21 protein-coding genes and 1 pseudogene are annotated in these 22720 nt (G+C 71.6%); 7 read left to right on the forward strand and 15 right to left on the reverse strand.

From position 1 onward, the window contains the following. Positions 1-725: 725 nt before the first annotated feature. Together FB470_RS33770 and FB470_RS33775 are read right to left on the reverse strand one after the other, a co-directional pair. Positions 726-1832 carry an NDMA-dependent alcohol dehydrogenase gene (locus tag FB470_RS33770; RefSeq protein WP_306998255.1) on the reverse strand — a complete coding sequence of 369 codons (1107 nt, stop codon included), beginning with the start codon at positions 1830-1832 and terminating at the stop codon, positions 726-728. Positions 1833-1854: 22 nt separating this feature from the next. Continuing rightward, complete coding sequence (locus tag FB470_RS33775; RefSeq protein ID WP_306998258.1) at positions 1855-3534, reverse strand: ABC transporter substrate-binding protein; 1680 nt, start codon at positions 3532-3534, stop codon at positions 1855-1857. Positions 3535-3747: 213 nt separating this feature from the next. Between FB470_RS33775 and FB470_RS35930 the strand changes: the two are divergent. Next, positions 3748-4480 (forward strand): annotated as a pseudogene (locus FB470_RS35930) (prephenate dehydratase domain-containing protein). 33 nt (positions 4481-4513) lie between these two features. Beyond that, positions 4514-6001 (forward strand): aldehyde dehydrogenase, encoded by a 1488-nt coding sequence (locus tag FB470_RS33780; protein ID WP_306998260.1) that lies wholly within the window; start codon positions 4514-4516, stop codon positions 5999-6001. Between the two features lie 66 nt (positions 6002-6067). Here FB470_RS33780 and FB470_RS33785 read toward each other — a convergent pair whose 3' ends face one another. The 5 genes from FB470_RS33785 to fdxA all read right to left on the reverse strand — a co-directional run bounded on the left by FB470_RS33785 (position 6068) and on the right by fdxA (position 9575). Beyond that, positions 6068-6814: an enoyl-CoA hydratase/isomerase family protein gene (locus FB470_RS33785; protein ID WP_306998262.1), complete on the reverse strand. Its 747-nt coding sequence runs from the start codon at positions 6812-6814 to the stop codon at positions 6068-6070. Continuing rightward, the gene (locus FB470_RS33790; RefSeq protein ID WP_306998265.1) at positions 6814-7989 is read right to left on the reverse strand and encodes a thiolase family protein; all 1176 of its coding nucleotides are present in this window, start codon (positions 7987-7989) and stop codon (positions 6814-6816) included. Before FB470_RS33790 ends, FB470_RS33785 begins: the two co-directional genes overlap by 1 nt. Positions 7990-8071: 82 nt before the next feature. Beyond that, positions 8072-8377, reverse strand: a complete 306-nt coding sequence (locus tag FB470_RS33795; RefSeq protein WP_306998267.1) for a hypothetical protein — start codon at positions 8375-8377, stop codon at positions 8072-8074. Between the two features lie 41 nt (positions 8378-8418). Continuing rightward, the gene (locus tag FB470_RS33800) at positions 8419-9243 is read right to left on the reverse strand and encodes an SDR family oxidoreductase (protein ID WP_306998268.1); all 825 of its coding nucleotides are present in this window, start codon (positions 9241-9243) and stop codon (positions 8419-8421) included. Positions 9244-9245: 2 nt separating this feature from the next. Then, a complete protein-coding gene (fdxA, locus tag FB470_RS33805; protein WP_306998270.1) occupies positions 9246-9575 on the reverse strand; it encodes a ferredoxin in 330 nt (109 codons plus the stop codon). A 153-nt stretch (positions 9576-9728) separates the two neighbouring features. Here fdxA and FB470_RS33810 point away from each other — a divergent pair, with 153 nt between their 5' ends. Next, positions 9729-10466, forward strand: coding sequence for a FadR/GntR family transcriptional regulator (locus FB470_RS33810; RefSeq protein ID WP_306998272.1), 738 nt, complete (start codon positions 9729-9731; stop codon positions 10464-10466). A 9-nt stretch (positions 10467-10475) separates the two neighbouring features. Here the strand turns inward: FB470_RS33810 and FB470_RS33815 are convergent, their stop codons facing one another. Genes FB470_RS33815 through FB470_RS33825 form a run of 3 tightly spaced genes read right to left on the reverse strand, consistent with a single transcriptional unit; the run spans position 10476 to position 13152 of the window. Continuing rightward, on the reverse strand, positions 10476-11660 hold the full coding sequence (locus FB470_RS33815; RefSeq protein ID WP_306998274.1) for an NAD(P)/FAD-dependent oxidoreductase: 1185 nt from the start codon (positions 11658-11660) through the stop codon (positions 10476-10478). An 11-nt stretch (positions 11661-11671) separates the two neighbouring features. Continuing rightward, the gene (locus FB470_RS33820) at positions 11672-11866 is read right to left on the reverse strand and encodes a ferredoxin (RefSeq protein WP_306998275.1); all 195 of its coding nucleotides are present in this window, start codon (positions 11864-11866) and stop codon (positions 11672-11674) included. A gap of 59 nt (positions 11867-11925) precedes the next feature. Then, positions 11926-13152, reverse strand: coding sequence for a cytochrome P450 (locus FB470_RS33825; protein WP_306998276.1), 1227 nt, complete (start codon positions 13150-13152; stop codon positions 11926-11928). Positions 13153-13250: 98 nt separating this feature from the next. On the opposite strand from FB470_RS33825, the gene FB470_RS33830 reads away from it, so the two are divergent. Both FB470_RS33830 and FB470_RS33835 read left to right on the forward strand, forming a co-directional pair. Then, positions 13251-14111, forward strand: coding sequence for an alpha/beta fold hydrolase (locus FB470_RS33830; protein ID WP_306998278.1), 861 nt, complete (start codon positions 13251-13253; stop codon positions 14109-14111). Further along, on the forward strand, positions 14104-14853 hold the full coding sequence (locus tag FB470_RS33835; RefSeq protein ID WP_306998280.1) for an alpha/beta fold hydrolase: 750 nt from the start codon (positions 14104-14106) through the stop codon (positions 14851-14853). The genes FB470_RS33830 and FB470_RS33835 overlap by 8 nt, the downstream gene beginning before the upstream one ends. 225 nt (positions 14854-15078) lie before the next feature. Here the strand turns inward: FB470_RS33835 and FB470_RS33840 are convergent, their stop codons facing one another. After that, a complete protein-coding gene (locus FB470_RS33840; protein WP_306998282.1) occupies positions 15079-15957 on the reverse strand; it encodes an SDR family NAD(P)-dependent oxidoreductase in 879 nt (292 codons plus the stop codon). Positions 15958-16080: 123 nt separating this feature from the next. Here FB470_RS33840 and FB470_RS33845 point away from each other — a divergent pair, with 123 nt between their 5' ends. Continuing rightward, positions 16081-16872 carry a FadR/GntR family transcriptional regulator gene (locus FB470_RS33845; RefSeq protein ID WP_306998284.1) on the forward strand — a complete coding sequence of 264 codons (792 nt, stop codon included), beginning with the start codon at positions 16081-16083 and terminating at the stop codon, positions 16870-16872. 23 nt (positions 16873-16895) lie between these two features. On the opposite strand, the gene FB470_RS33850 is transcribed toward FB470_RS33845, so the two are convergent. From FB470_RS33850 to FB470_RS33860, 4 genes are all read right to left on the reverse strand, one after another. Continuing rightward, the gene (locus FB470_RS33850) at positions 16896-18083 is read right to left on the reverse strand and encodes a CaiB/BaiF CoA transferase family protein (RefSeq protein WP_306998286.1); all 1188 of its coding nucleotides are present in this window, start codon (positions 18081-18083) and stop codon (positions 16896-16898) included. Positions 18084-18191: 108 nt separating this feature from the next. After that, a complete protein-coding gene (locus FB470_RS35935; protein WP_370876639.1) occupies positions 18192-18617 on the reverse strand; it encodes an aldo/keto reductase in 426 nt (141 codons plus the stop codon). After that, the gene (locus FB470_RS33855) at positions 18614-19861 is read right to left on the reverse strand and encodes an MFS transporter (RefSeq protein ID WP_306998288.1); all 1248 of its coding nucleotides are present in this window, start codon (positions 19859-19861) and stop codon (positions 18614-18616) included. The genes FB470_RS35935 and FB470_RS33855 overlap by 4 nt, the downstream gene beginning before the upstream one ends. 35 nt (positions 19862-19896) lie before the next feature. Next, on the reverse strand, positions 19897-21090 hold the full coding sequence (locus FB470_RS33860) for an acetyl-CoA acetyltransferase (protein WP_306998289.1): 1194 nt from the start codon (positions 21088-21090) through the stop codon (positions 19897-19899). A 136-nt stretch (positions 21091-21226) separates the two neighbouring features. Between FB470_RS33860 and FB470_RS33865 the strand changes: the two genes are divergently transcribed. Next, positions 21227-22684 (forward strand): OB-fold domain-containing protein, encoded by a 1458-nt coding sequence (locus tag FB470_RS33865; protein WP_306998291.1) that lies wholly within the window; start codon positions 21227-21229, stop codon positions 22682-22684. Positions 22685-22720: the final 36 nt, after the last annotated feature.

The raw sequence follows: 22720 nt of genomic DNA on the forward strand, positions 1-22720 counted from the left end.
CCCGGCTGCTCGACGCGCTGGGACGACGCCCTCGCCGGCCTGCCAGGAACTCCGGAACGTCGATCGCACAACCGGCGCTCCTGACAGCCCGGGCTCCGTGTCGCCGCCGTTCCCAGCGCCTACCGCGACACGGCCCGTGGGTCAGGCCAGCGGAACGAGCCGACGCGCTGCGCCATGCGGCGCAAGCGGTCTTGCTCGACGATCCGCGCGAGGGCCGGGACCTATTGCTCCAGTCGGCGGTCCGGGACCGAGAGCTCGGTCTTCGCTTCGGATCCCCTTCTCACGGCGGCGACCGGCCCGAAAGCCTTCGTCTTCGAGGCCGGCGCGCTCCTGCACGAGGAAGGACGTTCCTCTTCAACGCAACGGCGTCGCCCGGGCGGCCCCGGTGGGAGCGACCGCCCGGCTGCTCGAACTCCGGTGGGAGCGTGGCGTGCGACTCACCGAGCCGGCACATGGCGGTGGGCCGCGCGGGATGACCTTCGTACCACGATCGCCGAGCCAACCGCCGCGCACGGCCGGGCAGTGCGGACAGCGCGACAGGCCGGGCGTCGAACCGGCTTCCGCGGCAGCTCGACGAACCGGAGCGGTCCCTGCCGGATGGCTTCGGGGACGGAGTCAGCCGCTACGGGACCGAAGGCGTCAACACCATCCCGATGGGGAAGACCACCACATGCCAGGCCGCCGGCGGGCACGCCGGCTACGCCCGCCCCGACCCCTCCCGACCGCTACAGCTCCAGCAGACCCCGCAGGTTCCGCCCGCCGTGCATGTCGGCGAATCCGGCGTTGACCTCAGAAAGGGGGTAGCGGGTGGTGATCAGCTCGTCGAGCCGCAGCTGACCCCGGCGGTACATCTCGATGATGCGCGGGAAGTCCGCGACCGGGTTGGCTGCACCGTAGACGTGCCCGCGGAGTTCCTTGTTGCTCATCGCGAAGTCGAACAGCGAGAACGTCATCGCCGTCTCCGTGACGGGCGTGATCGACGTGACGACCACCCGGCCGCCCTTCGAGATGATCCCGACCAGCGGGCCGAGGTGCTCGCCGTGCGCCACGCCGACGCACAGGATCGCCTTGTCCGCCATGACACCGCGGGTGAGGTCGGCGACCAGTGCCGTCGCCTCCTCCATGTCCGCGGCAACGTGGGTCGCGCCGAACTCCAGGGCCCAGTTCCGCTTCCGTTCGACCGGGTCCACCGCGACAATCGTCGACGCGCCGGCGATCCGGGCACCTTGGACCGCGTTGATTCCGATGCCGCCCACACCCTGCACCACCACGACGTCGCCGGGGAGCACGTCCGCGACCCGGATCGCGCCGAGTACGCCCGTGGTCACGCCGCACCCGATGAGCGCAGCGACGTCCAGCGGGACGTCGTCGTCGATCCGCACCGCCTGCAGCTCACTCACCACCGCGTGGGACGCGAACGTGCCGAGCTGGCACAGTGCGGAGAGAGTCTGTCCCCCCAGGCGCCTCGCGGGAACCTGCTCGTCCGCCGCCGGGGCCACCGCCCGGCGCCCGAGGTCGCACAGGTTCGCGCGCCCGGAGATGCACCAGCGGCAGTTGCCACAGGCCGGGATGGCGGAGAGCACGACGTGGTCACCGGGGCGTACCCGGGACACCCCCTCCCCCACCTCGAGCACGACGCCGGCGCCCTCGTGGCCGCCGACCTGCGGCAGGGGCATCGGGATGTCACCGGTGACGCCGTGGTCGTCGGAGTGGCAGATGCCCGAAGCCTTGAGCTGGACCAGCACCTCCCCGGGGCCGGGCTCGCCGAGTTCGATCTCCTCGACCTTCCACGGGCTGTTCCGCTCCCACAGCACCGCTGCCGGAACCTTCATCGCACGTCTCCTTCGGTTGTTGTCATGACGCCTTTCCCAGGCCGCGGATATCGGTGTTGCCGCTGACCGTGCTCCACGGCATGTCGGCGACCCCTGTGATGCGCGACGAGGCGACAAAGAAGTTCGGGATCGCGCAGATGGGCACACCAATCGGGTTCGCGACCAGGTACGAGTTGAAAGCCCGGAGCGCCTGCTCCTGCTGAGCGGTACCGATCGGCGCGTCGAGGGCGGCCTGTCCCAGCGCCGACATCTCGCTGGTCGGCCCGCCCGGGTTGTCCAAGCGCAGGAAACTCTGGACCGTCAACGACGGGTCGGCGTCCGGGAGGATTTGCTCGACCAACGCCGGGGCGCCGCCGCTGCGGAAGGCCGGACGTGAGTCGTTCGGGTTCATCGCGGTGAGCCTCAGGTCGATGCCCGCTTCGGCGAGCTGGGCCTGGAGGGCAGGGGCGAGCGCCCCGGAAAGACCGGCCTGATAGAAGATCGCGTCGATGCCGGCCCCGTCCCGGCCGGCCACCGACAGCAGTTGCCGGGCACGGGCCGGGTCGTGGGTGTAGGCGTTGTCGAGATCGGCCACGTGACCCGGCCCGTCCGGGAACGGCTGCGAGGTCGGGCGGCACAGACCGCCGAGCAGGCTCGTGCTCAGGCTCTGCCGGTCGACCGCGTAGTTGAGCGCCCTCCGCACCTCGACCGAGTCGAGCGGTGCCCGGCTCGTGTTGAGGAACATCGCGGCGACGTTCTGCGTCGGTTTCTCGACCACCTGGGCCGTCGGGTCGCCGCGGAACGACGCGATGTCGGCGTGCAGGTTGACCTGCGCGAGGGTCCCGTCGATCTGGCCGGCGCGCAGCGCGTTCATCCGGGCGGCGCCGTCCGGGATCGCCAGCACCTCGACGCGCGCGGCCTTCGCCACCCCCGGGTCCCAGTACCGGTCGAACCGCTCGTAGGTGACACGGTCCGCGGTGCGGGAAACGAACCGGTAGGGCCCCGAGCCGACCGGTTGGGTTCCCATGGTGCCGAACGCCGCCGGGCTGCCGATCAACAGGTTCGGGCTGGCGAGTTCCGCGGGCACAGCCGCGTCCGGCGTGTCGAGGACAATGCGCACGGTCCGGTCGTCGACGACCTCGGCCCTCGACCACCGGCTCAACTTGTTGGCCAGTACCGGCGTGCTGTCCCGCAACTGCAGGGCGCGGCCGAGGTTCGCGGCCACCGACCGGGCGTCGATCGGCTTGCCGTCATGGAAGACCGCGCCCGTGCGGAGCGTGACCGTCCAGGAGAGACGGTCGGGGGCCTCGGTCCAGCTCGCGGCCAGCCGGGGGCTGATTCGCCCGTTGCTGTCAACGGTCGTGAGGCCGTCGAAGATGAGCGTGTCGTAGGTGATGTGGGTCAGCTCCGCCTTTGCCACCATCGGGTCCATCTGGATGGGCGGCACCGAGATGGCCCACCGGATGGTGGCGTTCGGGTCCGGCTGCAGCCGGCCCGGGTCCCGCTCGCCCGTCACGCCGGCGCACGCCGCGAGGGTCAGCGCGCCGACCACAACCACGGCCGCACGTGCCCTCCGGGCCACCCGTCGCCGAATCAGCGCATTGAGTTTCCGCACGCCCGTGTCACGCTCCTTCGTTGCAGGTGAACGGCGAGTACTTGTCAGCAGAGATCCGCTGTGGTCCCGGGTGACCGGAGCACGACTTCCCGGTGTGGGGAGCGGCACACCTCCACCGAGGTTTAAAGTATCCTCTAATTGGGCTACAGGCAAGCGCTTGGCGATTCCGCCCCGGAAGCATGAGACGCCGGACCGAAAGGACGCCATCGGTGAGCAGCACCAGGCGGGACGAGCGGCCGTTGCGCCGTCTCGGTTTCCCCGCCCCCAGCCACGTTCACCGGGCAGGCGCTGGTCGCGGTGCTGGAGCCCGCCGAGTTCGCGATGGCGGACCTCGTGCCCCTGCACGGGAATCCCGCGGTCCTGGCCGCGGTACACGAGGGACTGGTCGACGCCGGCTGCGGTCCCCTGGAGAACAGCGTCGAGGGCGCCGTACCCCCCGTGCTCGACGGACTGACTGAGGACCCACCGCTGGCGATCATCCGGGAGGCGGTGCTCGCCGTGCGTTTCGCCCTGATCGTCCGTCCCGGAACCACCACGGAGGGCATCCGCGCCATGGCTTCGCACACTCACGCCATTGCGCAGACCCGACTGGATCATCACACACGTGCCGGCGGCCGAAGTCCGGATCACCTCCTCCACATCGGAGGGAGCCGCACAGGTTGCCCGTGGCGAGATCGACGCCGCCGTGTCGTCACCGCTCGCCGCCCGCGAGCACGGCCTCGAGATCCTGGCCCACGACATCGCCGACCACCCGGGCGCCGTCACCCGGTTCGCCCTGGTCACCCGCCCCGGCGCCACGCCGGCACCGACCGGCCCGGGGACTACTGGTTCCACCTCGACTGCGCCGGCCACGTGGAGGAACCGACGGTCGACGCGGCGCCCACGTCCGCAACCTCGGCTCCTACCCACGGGCGGACACCCCTCAGCCGCCCGTCGGAACCGGGGCATTGTTGACGGTCTCACACAGTGGGTTCTCCGGATGGTGACACCCATTACCCTTACTGAGTACACTCATTCATTCCACGGAGACGCATGCCGGCGAGACCCTGCGTGACCGTGTCGAGTTTCCAACGACGGGAGTCCGACAATGACCGCAACGTCCCCAGCGCCCGAGCAGGCCGACGTGATCGACCGCGAGGAGATCCTCCTCGGCGGCACGTGGGTGCCGGCCACCGGTGACACGCTGATCGACGTCATCAACCCGGCGACCGAGCAGATCATCGCCCGCGTCCGCGAGCCCTCCACCGCGGACGTGGATCGTGCCGTCGGGCGGGCGCGCGCGGCCTTCGACGGCGGGCTGTGGTCCTCGTCGTCGCCGGAGCAGCGGGCCAGGGCGATCGACACCGTGGCCGACGGACTCCAGGCGCGTGCGGCCGAGCTGAGCGCCCTGGCGACACGGGAAGGCGGGATGCCGGTCGCCTTCGCGGACTCCAGCGTTGAGCGCGCCGTCAGCTTCCTCCGCTACTACGCGGACCAGGCCCGCTCCTTTCCGTTCCGGACGGACCGGGAACGCCCGGACGGCGGAACAACCCGCATCGTCCAGGAGCCGGTCGGCGTGGTCGCCGCGATCGCGCCGTGGAACGGCCCACTCGCCGTGGCGGCGCTCAAGCTCGGGCCCGCTCTCGCCGCGGGGTGCACGGTGCTGCTCAAGTCCGCGCCGGAGACTCCGCTCACCACATACGTGCTCGCCGAGGCCGTGGCCGAGGCCGTGACGGCCGGCGACCTCCCGGAGGGGGTGGTGAGCGTGATCACCGGCGGCCGGGAGATCGGCCAGGCGATGGTGGCCCACCCGCAGGTCGACAAGATCAGCTTCACCGGCAGCACGGTGGCGGGCCAGAACATCATGGCCGCGGCGAGCGAGCGCATGGCCAGGCTGACCCTGGAGCTCGGCGGGAAGTCGGCGGCGATCCTCGCGGAGGACGCCGACCTGGAGGCCGCACTCGCCAGCCTGATCCCGATGTCGTGCGGCAACACCGGACAGATGTGCTTCGCCCTCACCCGCGTCCTGGTTCCCCGGAGCCGGCACGACGAGATCGTCGAGGCATTGCGGGCCGGACTCTCGTCGCTGGTCGTCGGCGACCCGGCCGATCCGGCGACGACGACCGGTCCCCTCGTGTCCGAGCAGCACCGGGCCCGAGTGGAAGGCTACCTCGCCGTGGCACGTGAGGAAGGCGCGCGGGTCGTGCTCGGCGGCGGCCGGCCGCGCGGACTCGACAAGGGGTACTACATCGAACCGACTCTGCTCGACGGTGTCGCCAATTCGATGCGGGTGGCCCAGGAGGAGATCTTCGGGCCGGTCGTCAGTGTCATCACCTACCGCGACATCGACGAGGCGATCCGCATCGCCAACGACTCGCGGTACGGCCTCGCCGGTTCGATCTACACCGCCGATCACGAACGCGGTTTCGAACTGGCCCGTCGCGTCCGCACCGGAACGATCACGGTCAACGGAGCCGTCTTCGACACCACGGTCCCGTTCGGTGGCTTCAAGTACTCCGGAATCGGCCGCGAAGGCGGGCCCGAGGGCCTTGCCGCGTACACCGAAACCAAGTCGGTGCACATGACGAACCGCTGACGAGAGACCGGGGGCGGCGGCGAAGGCTGCCACCCCCGGCTTCCGGTCCCCGGCCGCCGGAGGCGATCACCCGGCGACGAAACGCCGGATCAGTTTCTGTGCCTCGTCCGTCGTGACCGCGGCCGCGATGGTCCGGGCCTCGTCGGCCGCGTTATGCGCGCGTCCCTCGCCGAAGGACGACCTGATGAGGCGCTTGGCTTGTCCGAGCGCCAAGGCTGGTCCGGCGGCGAGTGATTCGGCCAGTTCGCCGGTTCGCCGGGTCACGGCGTCGTCGTCGGTGACCTCGGTGACCAGGCCCCACGCCCGGGCTTCCTCGGCCGTGAGCGTTCGGCCGGTCAGCGCGAGCTCCAGGGCGCGTTGCGTACCGACCGCACGGGGCAGCAGGTAGGACACGCCGCAGTCGGGGGTGAGGCCGATACCGGAGTAGGCCATGCGGAACTTCGTCGACCGCGCGGCCACCACCACGTCGGCGTTGAGCACGAACGCCAGACCGGCCCCGGCAACCGCACCCTGGACCGCCGCGATCACCGGTTTGGGCAGCTCGGACAGCCGGCGCAGGTGCGACTCGAACAGGGTGGCCAGCTCGTGGAGGTAGTTCGCCGGATCGGACGCAGCCAGGAACGACCGCACGTCCCCGCCGCCGCAGAACCGCGGCCCCGCACCAGCCAGCAGGATCACACGCACGTCGTCGCCGGCCGCCGCTGTGACCGCTTCGCCGAACGCCTGAGCGGTCGGCAGGTCCACCGCGTTCGACACGCTCGGACGGTTCAGCGTGATCCGGGCGACGCCACCCTCAACCTCGAACCGCACCATCAGGCGACCCTTCGCAGCAGCGCGGCCAGCGCCTGCCCGCCACCGATGCACATCGTCACCACGCCCAGCTCCAGGTCGTTGCGGACCAGGTGCTTGGCCGCCCGCAAGGTGAGGATCGCGCCGGTTGCCCCGACCGGGTGGCCGAGGGCGATGGCCCCGCCGTAGGGGTTGGTCTTCTCCGGATCCAGCCCGGCATCACGGATCACCGCCACCGCCTGCGACGCGAACGCCTCGTTCAGCTCGACCACGTCCACATCACCTGGCGTGAGCCCGGTCTGCGCGAACAACTTCGCCAGCGCCGGCACCGGCGCGTACCCCATGAGCTCCGGCTCGATCGCCGCGGTCGCCACGGATTCGAGCGCGACCAGCCCGGTCAGCCCGCGCTCGGCGGCCACCGACTCGCGGGTCAGCACCACCGCCGCGGCGCCGTCGTTGATCCCGGATGCATTGCCCGCGGTGACCGTGCCGTCCTTCTCGAACGCCGGCCGCAGCTTCGCCAGCGCCTCCACGGTGGTGCCCGGCTTGGGGTGCTCGTCCTCGGTCACGGTCACCGGGCGGCGGCCACCCACCTCGACCGGCGTGATCTCCTCGGCGAACGCCTCCTTCGCCGCCACCGCGGCCGCGCGCTGCTGGGACAGCAGGGCGAACTCGTCCTGCTCCTGGCGCGACACACCGCAACGGCGGGCGACGTTCTCCGCCGTCACTCCCATGTGGACGTTGTGGAACGGGTCGGTCAGCATCATCACCGTGCCATCGGCCAGGGTCCGGTCGCCGAGCCGGTAGCCGGACCGGGCGCCGAAGTCGTAAAACGGCATCCGGCTCATCGACTCGTCCCCGCCCGCGAGTGCGAACTCCACGCCGCCCCACCGCAACTGCATCGCCGCCGACCAGATCGCCTGCAGGCCCGACCCGCACAGCCGGTTCACCGTGTAGGCGGGCGTTTCCACCGGCAACCCGGCGGCCAGCGCCACCCGGCGGGCGTTGTAGGCGTCCGGGCCCACCTGGCCGATGCAGCCCATGACGACCTCACCGATGTCGCTCGCACCGACCCCGGCGCGTTCCAGCGCCGCCTTCGCCGCTGTGGCACCGAGTTCGTGCGCCGGCACGTCCTTCAACGCCCCGCCGAAGCTGCCCACCGGCGTCCGTGCGCCCTCCAGCAGAACGACCCTGTCCACGCTCATCCACACCTCACCAGCCGAGTGCCGTTGCGCCGAGCCTAGATCGGCAGGCCGGCGACGTGGTGATGTCTGCGTCACATCATGCGGCCACGATCTCCGCCAGGGACTGGTTCTTGATGCGAGGCCCGAACGCCATCGCCGCGATGATCGTCCACATTGCCCAGTGCGCGCGGGCGTCTCCGGATGCGGCGACCAGCAGCAGGTGACCCGCGTCGAAGAGCAGCCGGCAAGAGCCGAACCCCTGGGAACCCGCCTGGAAGCTCGGCCGACGGAGTGCACACCTCCTTGACGGGCTCGGTGGCGGTCGCCGGTAGGCCGGAGCCGTGGCGCCGCTGCGGATCGGCGCCACGTCAGCGACCTTGAACGACGACAGCCGGGAAGCCACGGCCTTCCGCTCCTGGCACGCACAGGCCGCAGCCTTACCGGTCAGTCGTCCAGGAAAAGGTCTCGTTCCGGGTTCTCGCCGCCGCCGTAGATGGTCAGGTCCTCGACTCCAGCTGCGGCGACAACCGTGGCGTCGACCTCGCACCGGCCGGTGTAGGTGCGCGGGTCCCGCGTGAGCATCGCGATCGCGGCGTCGGCCATGATCTTCGGCGACCGCGCTCGTGCGGCACCTTGCGCGCCGGCCACCACGTTGCGCACCGCCGCGGTGTCGATCAGCGTCTGCGGCCACAGACAGTTGAATCCGATCCCCTGGTCGGCGAACTCGGTCGCCCAGCCCAGGGTCAGCATCGTCATCCCGTACTTCGACAGCGTGTACGCGGGGTAGGCGCCGAGCCAGCGCGGGTTGAGGTTGAGCGGCGGGGACAGCGTGAGCACGTGCGCGCTGCGGCTCTTGCGCAGGTGGGGCAGGCACGCCCGGGTCAGCGCCCACGTGCCACGGACGTTGACCGTCTGCATCAGGTCGAACCGCTTCGGGGCGAGGTCGAGGGTGCCCTCCAGCGAGATCGCGCTGGCGTTGTTCACGCAGATGTCGATCCCGCCGAACTGCGCGACCGCCGCCTCCACCGCTGCGGCGACCGACTCGTCGCGCCGGACGTCGCCCACGACGGGGAAGGCCTTCCCGCCTGTCGCTTCGATCTCCGCCGCGGCCGTGTAGATCGTCCCCGGCAGCCGCGGATCGGCGGTGGCCGTCTTGGCGAGCAGCACGATGTTGGCGCCCTCGGCGGCGGCCGCCACCGCGATCGCGAGGCCGATTCCCCGGCTGCCACCGGAGATCACCATGGTCCGGTCCGCCAGCTTTCCCGTCACGGTCACTCCCCCGTCGCTTGCTTGAGCGGCAGCGCCGCGACGACCGCGTGGTCGGCCAGCGGCCCGCCCACCGATTTCGCCCCGCCGGGACTTCCGAGCTCGGCGAAGAACTCCGTGTTGACCGCGCGGTAGCCGGCGAGCCGGCCCGGCAGATCGTCCTCGTAGTAGATCGCCTCCACCGGGCACACCGGCTCACACGCACCGCAGTCGACGCATTCGTCCGGGTGGATGTAGAGCGCACGCTCGCCCTCGTAGATGCAGTCCACGGGACACTCGTCCACGCAGGCCTTGTCCTTGACGTCGACGCAAGCCTCGGTGATCACGTAGGTCATTGGCTACCTCCATTTAAAGGATACTCTATTTCTGGCTTTTGCCCTACCTCCGTGCGTCGCGACACGTCGGCCCGGTCCTCGCCGCGCGCCCGCTGCCAATGGGGTACGTTTTTCCTTTCAGGTGTGCGGCGGCAGCACGGAGACGATGAGGGCATGGCAGACGCAGTTCCCCAGGCCACCCACACGGGTGGGGACCACTCCCGGGTGAAGGAGAAGCGGGGCGAGGTCCTGGCCCGCAAGATCGAGGAGAAGATCATGCGCGCCGGCTGGCCGGTCGGCGAGGTGCTCGGCTCGGAGCCGGACCTGCTCCAGGAGTACAAGGTCTCCCGGGCGGTCCTCCGCGAAGCCGTGCGGATCATGGAGCACCACGGAACCGCCCGTACCCGGCGCGGCCCCGGTGGCGGCCTGATCGTCACCAAACCGGACGCACGCGCGGTCGTCCGCTCCGCCGCCGTGTACCTGGACTCCGAGGGCATCACGCCCGACAAGCTCGCGGCCGCGCGCACCGGCGTCGAACTGATCGCCGTCCAGCTCGCCGCCCAGAACATCGACGAGGACGGGATCACCCGGCTCCGGGCGGCACTCGATCGCGAACGGGCCTCCGTCGCCGGCGGCGAGACCGCCACCTCTGGCCGCAACGACGTGCACACGGCCATCGCCGCGCTCAGCGGCAACCCGGCGATCCAGCTGTTCACCGAGACGCTGGCCCAGCTCGAGGTGGAGGTGTTCCGGTCCGTGCCCGAGCCCAAGACCGCCAGCGACGCGCGGACCCAGTTCCTGGACGACCACATCAAGATCGTCGAGGCCGTGGTCTCGGGTGACGCGAGCGTGGCGCGGTTCCGGATGCAGCAGCACCTTGCCCGCGTCGCGGTCGAGATCCACCCCCGCTGAGCCCCTCCCTCACGCGACCGCGGTGAGCTGCTCTTCGACAGCCGCGCACGGGACGCTGTCGTTGATCGCCTTGCGCACCGCAAGGAGCGCTCGAGGCCAGTTCACCACGGCCGCGAAGGCGAGCCCGCCCTGCTCGTCGGAACCGACGAACGCGACGCCGCCCTTCCGCGGATCGTCGAAGCGGGCGACCCGGGTCGCCCGCGCGCGGCGGCCCACGAAGCTCATCGTCCGGTCGTACTGGTCGCTCCACACGTACGTGTTGGCCCGGTGCGCGGCGACCTCGCTCGCCCCGGCAAGCACTTTGCCCACCACGGATGCCTGTTCTGTCGCATTCGTCCAGTGCTCGATCCGCCGGGCCGCTCCGCTCACCGGGTCCTCCCACCGCGCGACGTCCCCCGCGGCGAGGATGTTCTCGTGCCCGCGCACTCGTCCCCAGGCGTCGCACGCGATCCCGTCGGCGATGTCCAGGCCGGAGCCCTCGAGCCAGCCGGTGTTCGGAACCGCGCCGACCCCGAGAACCACGCAGTCGGCGTCGAGCACCTCCCCGCCGCGCAACTCGACGGCGAGAACGCCTCCGGCCCTGGCGATGTCACGGACGGCCTCGCCGACTCGCACCCGCACGCCGTGGCCGGCGTGCCATTCACCGGCCAGCGCGCCCAGCTCGGGACCGGCGGCGGGAAGGAGCGTCGCTTCGGGCTCCACGATCGTGACGTCGAGACCGAGACCACGCGCGGTCGCCGCCACCTCGCACCCGATGAAGCCGCCGCCCACCACGACGAGCCGGGCGCCCCGCCGGAGGTCCGCCCGCAGCGCCTCGCAGTCGGCCCGGCTCCGCAACGAGTGGACACCAGGCAGGTTCGACCACGGCAGCCTGCGGGCGCTCGCGCCGGTGGCGATGACGAGCCGGTCGTAGGGGACCGGGCCTGCCGTCGTGTGGAGGACCGCCGCCGCGGGATCGAGGCCGACCGCGCGCTGTGACAAAGCCGTCCGGATGCCCAGCTCGGCGGCCGCGCTCTCGGTCAGCAGGCAGTTCTTCTCCGGCGCGAGAGCACCGGAGAGCATTCCCTTGGACAAGCACGGCTTGTCGTAAGGCAAGTGGGGCTCCTCGCCGGCGAGGAGGATCTCGTCCTCCCCGCCATTGCGGCGCAGCGCCTGCGCGACGCGCACGCCGGCGACCGACGTGCCGACGATCACGGTCCGCACGGTCAGCCTTCGATGCGGAGTGCGGCGACCGGGCACGCCTCCACGGCTTCGGCCACGAGTTCGCGGTCCTCCTCGGGCACTTCGTCCCGCCGTACTTCGACGTGCCCGTCGTCGTCGAGTTCGAAGTAGGTCTCCGCGGTCATGACACAGTTCGCATAGCCGGCGCACAACGCGCGGTCCGCACGGATCGCGGCCATGTGGCACCTCCGTTCACAGTCGTGGATCTTCCATACCTGGTTCCGCCCGTGTCACCGTCTCAAAAGGACAGCGGCACCCGGCGCGGCAGGATCTTCTGCTGGCCACCGGCGTATTCGACGTCGTCGCCGTCGGTGATCCGGTATTCCGGCAGTACCGAGTGGAACTCCTCGAGCGCCACCCGGAGTTCCAGCTTGGCCAGGGGAGCGCCGATGCACCGGTGGATGCCCGTCCCGAACGTCAGCTGCTGGGCGGGCTTCCGGCTGAAGTCGACCTTTCCCGGGCAGGCGAACTCGGCCGGGTCGTGGTTGGCTCCCCCCGTGTGCAGGAGGACCCGGTCCCCGCGCTTCAACCCCACACCCGCGACCTCCACGTCGCGGGCGACGTCCCGGATGATGTGGTGGAAACCGTGGTAGCGGATCAGCTCGTCGGCCGCGGTGGGGATCGAGTCCGGTTCCGCCACGATCTTCTTCCGGTATGCCGGGTTCTTCGCCAGGAAGGCGAACGAGTAGGCGATCATCCCCGCCGTCGAATCGGTGCCCGCGAAGAACATCAGGGTGGCGATGTTGACGATCTCGTCGTCGGTCAGCGGACGGTCGAACACGGCGGCCTTCAGCAGGAAGCTGATGATGTCCTCACCGGGCCGCGAACGCCGGCGCGGGATGAGGTCGGCGACGGTCGCCTCCACGCGACCGAGGAGCTCCTTCCGGAACTTCTGCGCCGCCTCCTCGCCCTGCTCCCGTCGAAGTCGCTCCGCTTCGTAGACCAGCCCCCAGGAGATCTCGTGGTAGACGGGAAAGTCGGACAGGGGCAGGCCGAGCAGACCGCAGAAGGTGGCCGCGGGCAGGGAGATCGCGTAGTCGGTCACGAGTTCACAGGAACCGGACCGTTCGAAGGCGCCGATGCGTTCCCGGGCGACGCGGCGCACCAGTGGTTCCATCTGGGCCAGGCGGCGCGGGGAGAACATGCCCATCAGCATCTTGCGGTACGCGTGGTGCTCCGGGGGGTTGAGCCGCAGGGGGATGTGCCGGGTCCCCGTCCAGCTCGTGTTCAGCGTTCCCTGCTGGGGGTAGGTTTCCGGATCCTGGAAGGCCGCCTTGATGTCGGCGAACCGCGTGAGGACCCAGAAGCCGCCCCCGTAGGGCGTGTAGAAGATCGGGAACGAGTCCCGGAAGGCGTTCATCGCGAAGGGCGGGAACTCCGCCACCTCCGGGCCGGCCACCGGATCGAAGTCCACGACGAGATGCGCGGGCACATGATCGGGGATCGCCGCCGACGAGTGGGCCACCGGCCGCCTCCTTTGTCACCGTTGAACGAGGGCGAGATTTAAGTATACTTTTCTTTGCCAGTGCCATCAACCCGGATCCGAGCAGGAGACCGTCGACGATGACGACGACAGTGATGAAACTCGACGGGGCGGACGGGCAGACGCTCGTCGCGGACGTCACCGAACCCGGCGTAGCGGGTTCGTCCGGACCGGCCGTGCTCTTCCTGCACGGCGGCGGGCAGACCCGGGGATCGTGGCGGGCGACCGCGACGCGGATCGCGGGCGAAGGCTGGCGCACCGTGAGCATCGACCAGCGCGGACACGGAGAGAGCCCGTGGCGGCCCGACGGGCGGTACGACAACGGCGACTACGCCGCGGACCTCGTCGCCGTTGCCCGCCGGTGGCCCCGGCCCGTGGTCGTGGGGGCCTCCCTCGGCGGCCTCGCCGGCCTTCTCGCGGTCGGCGAGCTCGGCCTCGACGTCCGTGGCCTCGTGCTCGTCGACGTCGCGGTCTCCAACAGGGTGGACGGCAGCGACCAGATCCGTGGCTTCATGACCGCCCACCCCGACGGGTTCGCCGATCTGGACGAAGCCGCCGACGCCGTGGCCGCCTACCTCCCCGGGCGCCGGCGGCCGCGTTCGGTCGACGGGCTGCGGCGGAACCTGCGGCGCCACGACGACGGCCGCTACCACTGGCACTGGGACCCCCGGTTCCTCGACCACGACCGGGGCCGCGGCGAGGCGGCGCGAGAACGGTTGGCCAACGCCGCGCGGCGAATCACCGCACCCGTCCTCCTCGTCCGCGGTGGCCGCAGCGAGCTCGTCGACGACCACGCGGTGTCGGAACTGCTGGCCCTGATCCCCCACGCCCGCGTGTCCGTTGTGGACAAGGCGCACCACATGGTGGCAGGGGACGACAACGAGACGTTCGGCCGCGAGGTCGTCCAGTTCGTGCGCGCGACGGAGGACTCCGATGACTGAGCACACCGGGATGCCGGGCTTCGCGCTCCAGCACGGCGGGTTCCACGGATCGTGGTGCTGGGAGCGTGTCGTGCCGTTGCTGGAGGCGCCGGCCGTCGCGATCGACCTGCCCGGCCGGGAAGGCGATCCCGCCACCCTGCGCGGAATCACGGCCGCCGGGTGGACCCGCAGCGCGCTCGACCAGATCAACGCCCTGCCGACGGACCGGGTGGTCCTCGTGGCGCATTCCCTCGGCGGCGTCACCGCCCTCAACGCGGCGAAGGTCCTGGGCGACCGGCTCGCGCACCTCATCCTGGTCTCGGCATTGGTACCGGCCGAAGGCCAGACGCCGGCCGAGCTCATCGCCCGGGGCGCGCATCGCGACAGTCTCCTCGACGACACGGGCCAGTTCGGCGCGCCCCCGATCGAGGCCATCCGGACACTGCTGGCAAACGACATGCCGGACCAGGCGGAGGCCCTGTACGCCCGTCTCCGGCGCGAGCCCGTGGGACCGGTTTCGGAGCCGTTCACCCACGACGGGATACCCGCCGTCCCGACGACCTACGTCCGGCTCACCCGGGACAACGCCGTCCCGTGGGCGATGCAGGAACAGATGATCGCCAATCTCCCGCACGAACCGGCCGTGACCGAGATCGACGCCGGGCACAACGTGATGATGAGCCGTCCCGGGCAGCTCGCCGACCTGCTCAATCTGGTGGCCGCACGCGGCGGGAGCCGCGCCACGCCGGCACACCGGGGCTGAGCGAGCCGCACACACCGGGGCTGGGCGAGCCGCACACACCGGGGCTGGGCGAGCCGCACACACCGGGGCTGGGCGAGCCGCACACACCGGGGCTGGGCGAGCCGCACACACCGGGGCTGGGCGAGCCGCACACCGGGGCTGGGCGAGCCGCACACACCGGGGCTGGGCGAGCCGCACACACCGGGGCTGGGCGAGCCCCTCGGTCTCGCCCAGCCCCGGAAACCCTCACCGGGCGGACTGCACCTTGGCCACCAGGCCGGGCAGTTCCTGGGCCAGTTCGCCGACCGTCCACCGCGCGTCACGGTCGAGCGCCGGGCCCCGGCTCCACGACTCCACGACGGTGACGTGCCCGCCCCGCACGTAGAACGTGCCGCCGCTGATCGGGCAGTCCGCCGTCGCCAGGTAGGCCACGACCGGCGAGACGTTGGCCGGGTCGTACACGTCGAAGGCACCGTCGTCGTCGGGTGCGGCCATCAGCTTCTTCACCGCGGGCACCGCCTCGGTCAGGCGCGTGCGAGCGGCCGGCACGATGCAGTTCGACCGGACTCCGTACCGCTCGAGTTCGGTGGCGACGGCCTGCGAGAACATACCCACACCCGCCTTCGCGGCGATGTAGTTGGCCTGCCCGGGGTTGCCGAAGAGTCCTGAGCTCGACGAGGTGTGGATCACCGACGCGCGGATCTCCTCGCCCGCCTTGGCGCGGTCCCGCCAGTAGGACGCCGCCCACCTCGTGGGCACGAAGTGACCCTTCAGGTTCACCCGGGTGACGAAGTCCCAGTCCTCCTCGCTCATGTTCACCAGGAACTGGTCACGTAGCGCGCCGGCGTTGTTGACCAGCACGTCCAGCCGGCCGAATGAGGAGACGGCCAGCTCGACGAGCGCGCGCCCGGATTCCCATTCGGTGATGTCGTGCCCGCTCGCGACCGCCTCACCCCCGGCCGCCCTGATCTCCTCGGCGACCTCCGCCGCGGGGTGCTCCGAGCCGCGCTGGAGGTCGTTGACCACCACACGTGCACCCTCTCGCGCCAGCAGCTTCGCGTGCGCCGCTCCGAGGCCACGCCCCGCGCCCGTGACCACGGCGACTCGCCCGTCGAGACTTCCCATGCTTCGACCTCCTCGAGACCTGTCCGATATTCAGGATACTTAATTGGCAGAGTAGACACAACTAGCTGGCATGTCGTCCGAGTCATGTCCATGATCAGCGAATTATGAATATACTGTTCTACTATGGCGAGCGACTCATCCTCCGTGGCCCCGGTTCCGGCACTCCCCCGCACGGGCGCGCCTGCTCTCGAATCCGCCCCGAGCAAGCTCGCCGAGCAGGTCGCCCGCCGGCTCGAGGACAAGATCGTCGAGCTCGGCTGGCCCGTCGGCGAGGTCATCGGATCGGAGCCCGACCTGCTCGCCGAGTTCGGGATCAGCCGGGCCATCTTCCGCGAGGCCGTCCGCCTGCTCGAACACCATTCGGTGGCGCGCATGCGGCGTGGGCCGGGTGGCGGGCTGGTGGTGACCACACCGAACACGTCCTCGGTCGTCCGGGCGGCCGCGCTGCACCTGCAGTTCGACCACGCGACCCCGCGCGACGTGTTCGAGGCGCGGTCGGCGCTCGAGCTCAAGATCGTCGAGCTGGCGACGGAGAAGATCGACGAAGACGGCATCAGGCTCCTGCGCGCGACCCTCGACCAGGAGGCGGCGATCCAGGCCTCCGACCGGCTGGGCACCCACGACGTCCACCTCGTCATCGCCGACCTCACGGGCAACCCCGCGATGCGGCTGTTCCTCGAGGTCCTCACGAAGCTGACCGTGCCGCGCACCGAAGGAGTCGAGGAGGTGCGCAAGCGCGGCCGCCACGTCCGCCACGCCCACGACCGGATCGTGGAGGCCATCGTCGCCGGCGACGTGGCGCTCGCGCGCCACCGCATGCAGAGCCACCTGTTGGCGATGAGCCGCTACCTCGCGCACCCCGGTACGTCCGGGGAGCACAGCGTAGCGCGTCCCGGTCTGCATCCGGCCGACTGACCGGCCGCCGGTGGCCCGAGCGCTCAGCGCGCCGTGTCGCCGATGCGCAGCACCCCGGCCGCGGCGAGTTCCTCCCGCTCCGCGGCGGACAGGCCGAGCCCCTCCAGGATCTCGTCCGTGTGCTCCCCGGGCAGCGGCGGCGGGCGGCGCACCGACGACGGCGTCGCGGCGAACCGGGGCGCCGGCGCGGGTTGCGGGACCCCGAACCGCGGCTCGTAGATCCCGCGGTGCCGCACCTGCGGGTGCTCAGTGGCTTCGTCCAGGTTCAGCACGGGCTCGACGCAGGCGTCCCGCCCGGCGAACTCCGCCGCCCACTCGTCCCGGGTCCGGGTGCGGAAAGCCTCGGCCAGCCGCTTCTTCGCCTCCGTCCACAGTGTCCGGTCCTGGTGCGCGGCGAGCATGGCCGGGTCGCCGTCCAGTCCGACGCCGCGCAGCAACTCCTCGTAGAACGTGCGCTCCATGGCGCCGACACTGACGTACCCGCCGTCGGCGGTCTCGTAGACGTCGTAGTAGGGCGCCCCGGTGTCGAGCAGGTTCGTCCCGCGCGGCCCCCACGAGTCCATCGCCCGCAGCGTGTGGACCACGGTGGCCAGCAGCGCGGACGCGTCGAGCATCGCGACGTCGACGACCTGCCCGCCGGCGCCCGCCCGGGACGCGAAGACGCCGGCCAGCACCGAGATCGCCAGCAGCATCCCGCCGCCCCCGAAGTCCCCCACCAGGTTCAGCGGCGGAACCGGCCCGCCGTCCGCGCGGCCGATCAGGTCGAGAACCCCGGACGCGGCGAGGAAGTTGATGTCGTGACCGGCCGCCCGCGCGTACGGCCCCTCGTCCCCCCAGCCCGTCATCCGCGCGTACACCAGGCCCGGGTTCGCCGCGAGACATTCCTCCGGCCCGGCACCCAGCCGGCTCGTCACGCCCGGGCGGAACGGATCGATGACGGCATCCGACGACCGCACGAGCCGCAGCAGGAGATCCGCGCCGGACTCGTGCCGCAGGTCCAGCGCGATCGACCGGCGGCCGCGGTTGAGCAGGTCAAGCCGCGGATCGTACCCGGCGAGCGGCCGGTCCAGGGCGGTGAGCCGGTCGACCCGGATCACGTCGGCGCCCAGATCGGCCAGCACCATCGCCCCGAACTGCGAGGGGCCCTTCGACCCGTGCTCGAGCACGCGAACGCCGCGCAGCGGCGCGGTGCCCGGACCTGGCGTGTCCATCGTCTTCCTCACTTTCGGTCGGCCGCGGGACGGTCCCCGCAGCCCGCTTCGGCACGGCCCCGTTCTCCTCCACCCGCTCGACGCGGGTGGCGCCGGCCAGCACACGGGTCACGCCCGGCCTGCTGAGCAGCCGGCTCCGGGGCGGAGCCGGCACATCCGAGCGGTACTTTCCGCTGAGCAGACCGCCGGCCAGCGGGGCGAGGGCGGACAGCGTCTCCTTACCGGCACGTCGGGATCCGGTTTGTGGAGCTGGCGGAGATCGATCCAACAGGTCCCCAGCCGGCGCAGGCTGCCCTCGACCGACTTGCACAAGGTGCCCGCTGCGGCTCCCGCACCGGTTCCCGCAAACAGCGGGTGCCCGAACGTCGTCGCGACGAGAACCCGGTCGCGACGACCGGCCAGAGCACGGCCCAGCAGACGTTCGCTGCCTCCCGGAGCCACCGGTGGGTAGTGGCCTGAGTCGCTGCACCCGGGTGCCGGCGCACCAACCGGCCTGCGGGCGATCGTGAAGGCGCTGTCCACACTCCCGTTCATCGGCTGCTCACCGGAGCGGCGGACCACACGCGGCGGACCGGGACGCCGGTCGCCCAGGGGACGAGCGCGATCGCCACGACCGCTGCCGCCCCGGAGGCAAGGAACGCCCCCGAGGCGGACCCGTAGCTTCCGACGGCCAGACCGAGCAGCAGCCCGCCGAGCGACGCGGACAGATCGGAGAAGGCGCTGTACGTGCCCACGGCGGCCGAGCGTTCCCGCTCCGGCGCGCGCTGGAACACCAGCGGCGTCAACGTCGTTCCCTGCAGCATCATCCCGGCCGCGAGCAGTCCGGCGCCGGTGTTGAGGGCCCAGGACGCCGGCACGACCGCGATGAGCACCATGGCCGCCAGGACGAGCAACCCGGACAGCAACGGACCCCGTGCCCGCCCGAGCCGGTCCACGTACCGCGCGCCGACGAGCCGGACGACGACGCTGCCCACCCCGTAGATGGCGAACGGGAGCGTGACGTCGGCCAGCCCGATCTCGTGGGCGCGCGCGGCGGCGAAGGCGGCGAGTGCGGTGTGCCCGCCGAGAAGCAGCCCCATCAGCACTCCCGGCCGCAGGCCGGCGGGATGCCACGGGCGCCGCCTGCGGGGCGGCGCCAGCCCGTCCGGCACCTCCGCGAGGGCCGGCTCCGGCCTCGCCCGGTCCGCGGGGCGCCGCAACTGGGGCACCGCCAGCGCGACCAGACCGCCTGCACCGGCCACCGCGGCGGCGCAGAGCCAGGCGACGTCGGTCCCGGCGGCGCCGATGACCGCCGAGCCGATTCCCGGTCCGACGGCCAGCCCGGTGTAGTGGGCGAGGGTGAAGTAGGAAACCGCGGCGCCGACCCGTCCCGGCGGCGCCACCGCCCCGACGTTGGCCATCGTCGGCACGTAGACCGCGGCGTGCGCGAAGCCGTAGAGCAGGCGCAAAGCCATGAGGACCACCAGGCCCCCGCCGAGCGGAACCACGCCGGTGGCGAGCGCGGCGGCCGCGGCGCCGAGCACCACCACCCGCCGCGCGCCCGAACGGTCGGCCCACCACCCGACGAACGGCCGGGTGAGGAGCGCGGTGACCGCGAACAGGCCGTACACCACCCCGGTCTCCACCCCGCCACCGCCGAGTTCCCGGGTCACGTGGACCGGGAGGATCGCGAGGACCATTCCGAAGGAACTCATGTAGAGCAGGATGATCAGCATCAGCGACAGCAGCGCCGGCGTGACCGCGCGCCGGGACGGCTGTGTCTCGCGGACACCGCTCACCGGGCTCGCTCCGCCGCTGCCGCCCACGGGCACGATCAGCCCCGCTGGGTGCCGACGACCGAGACGAACGAGACGCAGTCCCCCGGCGGACCGCCCAGGTTGTGGGTCAGCCCGAGCGTGCGCCCGCGCAGATCGATCTGCCGCTCCGCGGGAGCGGCGCCGCGCAGCTGGAGCCAGCACTCGTAGAGCATCCGCAGCCCGGACGCGCCCACCGGGTGCCCGAAGCTCTTGAGGCCCCCGTCCGGATTCACCGCCAGGTCGCCGCGCAGGTCGAACCGGCCGGCGAGGACGTCCTTCCACGCCGAGCCACGGGCCGAGAACCCGAGGTCCTCCATGAGTACCAGCTCGGTCGGGGTGAAGCAGTCGTGCACCTCGGCGAGTGCGAGTTCGCGGGCGGGGTCCTCGACCCCGGCCTGCGCGTAAGCCTGCCGTCCGGCGGCCACGACCTCCGGGAAGGTCGTGAAGTCGTACTCCGTGTCGCGCTGACCGGACCCGTCGCCCGCGACGAGCGCCAACCCCTTGACGTAGAGGGGATCGGCCCGCCGGGCCGGCGCGTCCTCGCCCCGAACGATCACCGCGGCCGCGGCGCCGTCGCTGACGCCGGAGCAGTCGAACACCCGCAGGTCGCCGGCGACGCGGGGCGACCGCTCGATCGTCTCGGCCGCGACCTCCTTGCGGAACTGGGCCTTGGGGTTGCGCGCGCCGTTGAAGTGGTTCTTGGCGGCGATGTGGGTGAGGACGCGGCGCAGCTCCTCCCGGGACACGCCGTGGCGTTCGGCGTAGGCGGGGACGAGCAGGCTGAAGTAGGCCGGGCCGGTGAGCTCCGTGCGCGTGCCGTCCTCGGGCACCGGGACCGGCACCAGACCGGAGGTGCCCGCGTCCTTCATCTTCTCCACGCCCAGCGCCATGACGACGTCGTAGGCGCCCGCGGCGACGGCGTAGGAGGCATTGCGGAACGCCTCGGAGCCGGTGGCGCAGAAGTTCTCGACCCGGGTGACCGGTCGGCCGGCGAGCTTGAGGGGACGGCTGAGCGTGAGCCCGCTCATCCCCGTCGCGCGGGTGCCGAGCCAGAAGGCGTCCACATCGGACAGGGTCATTCCCGCATCTTCGACCGCGGCGAGCGCGGCCTCGACGATGAGGTCCTCGGGGCCGCGATCCCAGAGCTCGCCGAACTGGGTCAGTCCCATGCCGACGATGGCGGCCGCGTCTCGGATGCTTCGCGCAGACATGATTTGAAGATACTCATCTAGTGTCGACAAGGGAAGTGGGCGTCCTTATTCCTGCGAAGATGTCGACACTCTTGGCCAGTTCCTGTAATTTCGTATACTCTAATTGCCCTTACTCCGGCGACCAGCGGAGCGTGACGTGAACGCACTCGTGGCCTACGGGTCCTACCTGCCCCACCACCGGCTCGACCTCGCCGACATCGGAGCCGTGCTCGGCACCCCGGGCGGACGCGGCAGGCGCACCGTGGCGGGGTACGACGAGGACGCCACATCCATGGCCGTCGAGGCGGGCCGTGCCGCCCTCGCCGCCTTCCCCCGGGACGAGATCAGCAGTTTCGTTCTCGCGATCGGCGAACCGCCCTACCTGGACCGGACCAACGCCGCAGCGGCACACGCCGCGCTGCGGCTCCCCGGTTCCGCGCTGGCCATGGACCTGATCGGGTCGACACGGGCAGGAGCCGCCGCGCTGGCGACCGCGGCTGCCAACCCCGGCCCCACGCTGGCCGTGCTGTCGGACCTCCGCGGCGGTCTGCCCGGCGGGGCCGACGAGCGGGGCGGCGGTGACGCGGCTGCGGCCTTCGTGCTCGCACGGCCGCGCCCGGACCGGCCCGCCCTCGCCGAGGTGCTCGCGACGACGTGGACCACCGACGAGCTCTTCGACCGCTGGCGGGTGCCCGGGGAGCCGGCATCGCGCGTCTGGGAGGAACGGTTCGCCGAAGGGCCCTACACCGACCACGGCCTCGATGTGCTCCGCCGCGCTCTGCGGGAGGCCGGGGCGGAGATCGGCGCCGTCGACCACCTCATCGTCGCCGGCCTCCACCAGCGGGCGGCGCGGGCGGTGGCGGCCAGGGCAGGCGTACGCCGCGAGGCGGTGACCGACACGCTCGCCAGCCGGGCCGGTAACCCCGGCACCGCGCAGGCCGGCCTCCTGCTCGCCGACGTCCTGGACCGGGCAGGTGCCGGCGAGGTCGTCGCGCTGGTCGTCCTCGGTGACGGGGCGTCCTGCCTGGTGCTGCGCACCACCGCCGCGCTCGCGGACCACCGGGCCCCGGTCACGGTCGCCTCCCAGCTCGGGGGAGGCGCTCCGGTCTCCTACGGGACGTTCCTCACCTGGCGGGGCCACCTCGTCCGGGAACCACCGCGCCGGCCCGACCCGCAACCGACCGCGGCGCCGCCCGCGCACCGCGCGGCGCCCTACAAGTACGGTCTCGTCGCCGGCCGGTGCTCCGCCTGCGGCACCGTCAACATCCCCGCCGAGCACGTGTGCGTCCGGTGTGGAGCAGTGGACACCCAGCAGCCCCACCCGCTCGCCGAGCGCGGCGGCCGGGTCGTCACGTTCTCGATCGACCACCTCGCGTTCTCCCCGAGCCCACCGGTGATCGCCGCCGTGGTCGACTTCGCCGGCGGCGGGCGGCTGATCTGCGAACTGACCGACGTCGACCCCGGCGACGTGTTCGTCGGCATGCCGGTGCGGATGACGTTCCGGCGGACCGCCAGCGCCGCCGGGGTGCACAACTACTTCTGGAAGGCCCGTCCGGACGTCACAGCGGCGTCCGGCGAACGCGCGAACACCCAAGCCGCGAGCGTTCACGGCTGACCCGCAGCCCAGTTCCCACCCCTTCGACGAGGAGAA

It is taken from the genome of Amycolatopsis thermophila (genome assembly GCF_030814215.1).
Taxonomy (GTDB): Bacteria; Actinomycetota; Actinomycetes; order Mycobacteriales; family Pseudonocardiaceae; genus Amycolatopsis_E; species Amycolatopsis_E thermophila.